Genomic DNA, 3,279 nt, shown 5'->3' on the forward strand with positions numbered 1-3,279 from the left:
ATACGAGATACGAGATATAACGATAGTTGGGGGAGTTTAAAAAGGTTTTTGGGTTAAAACAAAAGGAAGAAAAAAAATATCGTGGTATAGCCGGGGGGACTATACCACGGGTGCCAATGACACCTTCGCTTGCTGCCGGAGTGATATGGCAAGCCACATCACCTCTGGAATAAAATTAAAGAGAAAGAGTTTCTCTTCGATGGAGTAACTATACGGGTAGCGACTTGTTTTGCTTATAAAATTAACGACAGATGACTGTGAGAAAACCGACATTATTATAAGTTGTTGATTATTATTGTCTTATTGTTTTCTGGTTGACGCGTACTAGTAAGGTAGTCCCCACTAATTGTTGAAAGTGACGTTTTTGACGTAAACGTTTTTAACGAAATTTACGAGAGTGTATTTTCGAAAACATTGATTTCACACAATAGAATTGTGGGTATGTGCGTGTATTATGTCGGTAATAACAATCTTTCTCATTATCAATCTCGAACTGGGTACTTATGAAACTCTCACAACTAGAGCAAGGAAAAGCGGCTTCTATTGTTGCACTTACAGGTTTAACACCAGACGTTAGAAAAAAACTAATGGTTATGGGCATGTTGCCAAAAACCGAGGTGACACTTATCCGTCGTGCACCTATGGGTGATCCGCTTCAAGTTGAAGTGAGAGGTGTTTCTATAGCCATTCGTGAAAGCATTGCAGAACAAATCGAGGTTATCTAAATGGATTATCAAGTTCTTACTGTTGGTAACCCTAATAGTGGTAAAACAACATTATTTAACGCATTAACTGGCGCAAAACAGCACGTTGGTAACTGGGTTGGTGTGACCGTAGAAAAGAAAACCGGTTTATATTCGCACGCTGGTGATCAATTTCAGTTAACGGATTTACCAGGCATTTATGCACTAGACAGTGGCAATGATGCAAACAGTATCGATGAGTCGATTGCATCACGCGCCGTGCTTACTCACCCAGCGGACGTGATCATCAATGTTGTTGATGCTAGCTGTTTGGAAAGAAGCTTATACATGACATTACAATTGCGAGAGTTGGGTCGCCCAATGATCGTTGTATTGAACAAAATGGATGTATTAAAGCGTGAGCGTCAGGTGATTAATCTTAAGGCTCTAGAAAAAGAGCTAGGTTGCCCGGTTCTAAGCTTGTCAGCAAACGATAAAGGGCAAGTGGTTCGTTTTAAAGAGCGTTTGCATAAGCTTCTGGTTCAAGGGGTGAGTCTTGATCCTATCTCTATTGATTACGATGCCGCGTTAGAAGCTCTTATTCCTTCTGTTGATTCACAATTTGATGATGCTGACGTATCTCACCGAGCGCTAGCGATTCGTGCTTTAGAAAATGATTACTTGGTATTGAATGGTTTGGCCCCACAAACTCGCACTCAAATTGATAGTGTGCGTCTTGGTGCCGATTTCGATATTGATCTTGCTGTTGCTGACGCTAAATACACTTTCTTACATGAACTTTGTAAACGAGTTCGTCGCAGCGAAGGCAAACTGAGCCGTAATTTCACAGAGAAAGCCGATCAATTCATTTTGAATAAATGGGTCGGGATTCCTTTCTTCTTCGTCATCATGTACCTAATGTTTATGTTCTCTATCAATATCGGTAGCGCGTTTATCGACTTCTTCGATATTGGTGTTGGCGCAATATTAGTTGATGGCGGACATCACTTATTAGATGGTCACTTACCGGTTTGGCTAGTCACCGTTCTTGCTGATGGTATTGGTGGCGGTATCCAAACGGTTGCGACCTTTATTCCGGTAATCGCTGCTCTTTACCTATTCTTAGCGGTACTAGAAAGTTCAGGCTACATGGCGCGTGCCGCATTTGTACTGGATAAAGTGATGCAGAAGATTGGCTTACCGGGCAAAGCATTTGTACCACTTGTTCTGGGTTTTGGCTGTAACGTACCTTCTATCATGGCAACTCGTACTCTTGACCAAGAGCGCGAACGTAAACTCGCCGCATCAATGGCACCGTTTATGTCATGTGGTGCTCGTCTACCTGTATACGCACTGTTTGCTGCTGCATTCTTTCCTGGTGCTGGACAAAACGTTGTGTTCGCTCTGTACATCATGGGTATTCTGGCTTCTGTGTTTACGGGCTTGTTCCTTAAAAATACTATCTATCCTGGTAGCAGCGATAGCTTGGTTATGGAAATGCCGGATTACGAATTGCCGACCGTGCAAAACGTGATGCTGAAAACTTGGCAGAAGCTGAAACGTTTCGTGCTTGGCGCAGGTAAAACCATTGTAATGGTTGTGGCAATTCTGAGTTTCTTGAATTCATTAGGTATGGACGGCAGTTTTGGTAACGAAGACAGTGAAAGTTCTGTGCTATCTAAAGCGGCTCAAGTTGTAACTCCAGTGTTCCAACCGATTGGAATTACTGAAGAGAACTGGCCTGCAACGGTTGGTATCATTACCGGTATTTTTGCGAAAGAAGCTGTGGTTGGTACGCTAAATAGCTTATACACTACACCTTCTGATGAAGAAGCGGCTGAGTTTGATCTAGCGGCAAGTTTAGAAGAAGCTGTAATGACCATTCCTGAAAACCTTGCTGGTTTGAGCTATTCAGATCCATTAGGAATTGAAGTTGGTGACTTGTCTGACTCTAGTTCTGTGGCTGCTGATCAAGAGGTTGATACTTCGATCTTTGGTAACTTGAAAGATAAGTTTGTATCAGGCCACGCTGCGTTTGCTTACTTAATCCTAATCTTGCTTTACACACCTTGTGTGGCAGCGATGGGTGCTTATGTTCGTGAATTTGGTCAGACGTTTGCCCGCTTCATCGCAGTTTGGACAATGGCACTTGGTTACTTCGGTGCGACCTTCTATTACCAAGCAGCAAACTTCGCTGTACACCCAGTAAGTAGTGCTGTGTGGATGGTGGCAATTGCTGGTGGTTTTGTGGTGACGTATCGCATCTTCAAGAAAATCGGCAGTAAGCAAAAAGCACTTGAGGTGCAAGTAGTATGATTTTAACTGAACTTCATCAATACATTGATAACGAAGGTGTTGCTGCTCGTAGTGAGCTTGCATCTAAGTTTGGGGTAAGTGAAGACGGTATCGATGCTATGCTGGGAGTGTGGGTCAAGAAAGGCAAGATATCTCGCTTGGTCGACACCAATAAGCATGGCCATACAACACGTATTCGCTACACCATCAGCAAACAAGATGGTTTGTCACTGAATGTGATGATGTAGTTCAGGTCTCATACTCTCGTTGAAAGCGACGAGATTAGACAATAAAAAAGCCG

3 protein-coding genes are annotated in these 3,279 nt (G+C 42.8%); all 3 read left to right on the plus strand.

Annotated elements, in window-relative coordinates; all coding sequences use genetic code 11:
- Nucleotides 1-503 precede the first annotated feature (503 nt).
- Genes AB4496_RS18310 through AB4496_RS18320 form a run of 3 tightly spaced genes read left to right on the plus strand, consistent with a single transcriptional unit; the run spans nucleotide 504 to nucleotide 3,226 of the window.
- Nucleotides 504-725, plus strand: coding sequence for a FeoA family protein (locus AB4496_RS18310; RefSeq protein ID WP_004734203.1), 222 nt, complete (start codon nucleotides 504-506; stop codon nucleotides 723-725).
- A complete protein-coding gene (feoB, locus tag AB4496_RS18315; RefSeq protein WP_009847311.1) occupies nucleotides 726-2,999 on the plus strand; it encodes a Fe(2+) transporter permease subunit FeoB in 2,274 nt (757 codons plus the stop codon).
- Nucleotides 2,996-3,226 carry a FeoC-like transcriptional regulator gene (locus AB4496_RS18320; RefSeq protein WP_009847310.1) on the plus strand — a complete coding sequence of 77 codons (231 nt, stop codon included), beginning with the start codon at nucleotides 2,996-2,998 and terminating at the stop codon, nucleotides 3,224-3,226. Before feoB ends, AB4496_RS18320 begins: the two co-directional genes overlap by 4 nt.
- Nucleotides 3,227-3,279 lie beyond the last annotated feature (53 nt).

The sequence above is a fragment of the Vibrio sp. 10N.222.46.A1 genome, assembly GCF_041473595.1.
Taxonomy (GTDB): Bacteria; Pseudomonadota; Gammaproteobacteria; order Enterobacterales; family Vibrionaceae; genus Vibrio; species Vibrio tasmaniensis_A.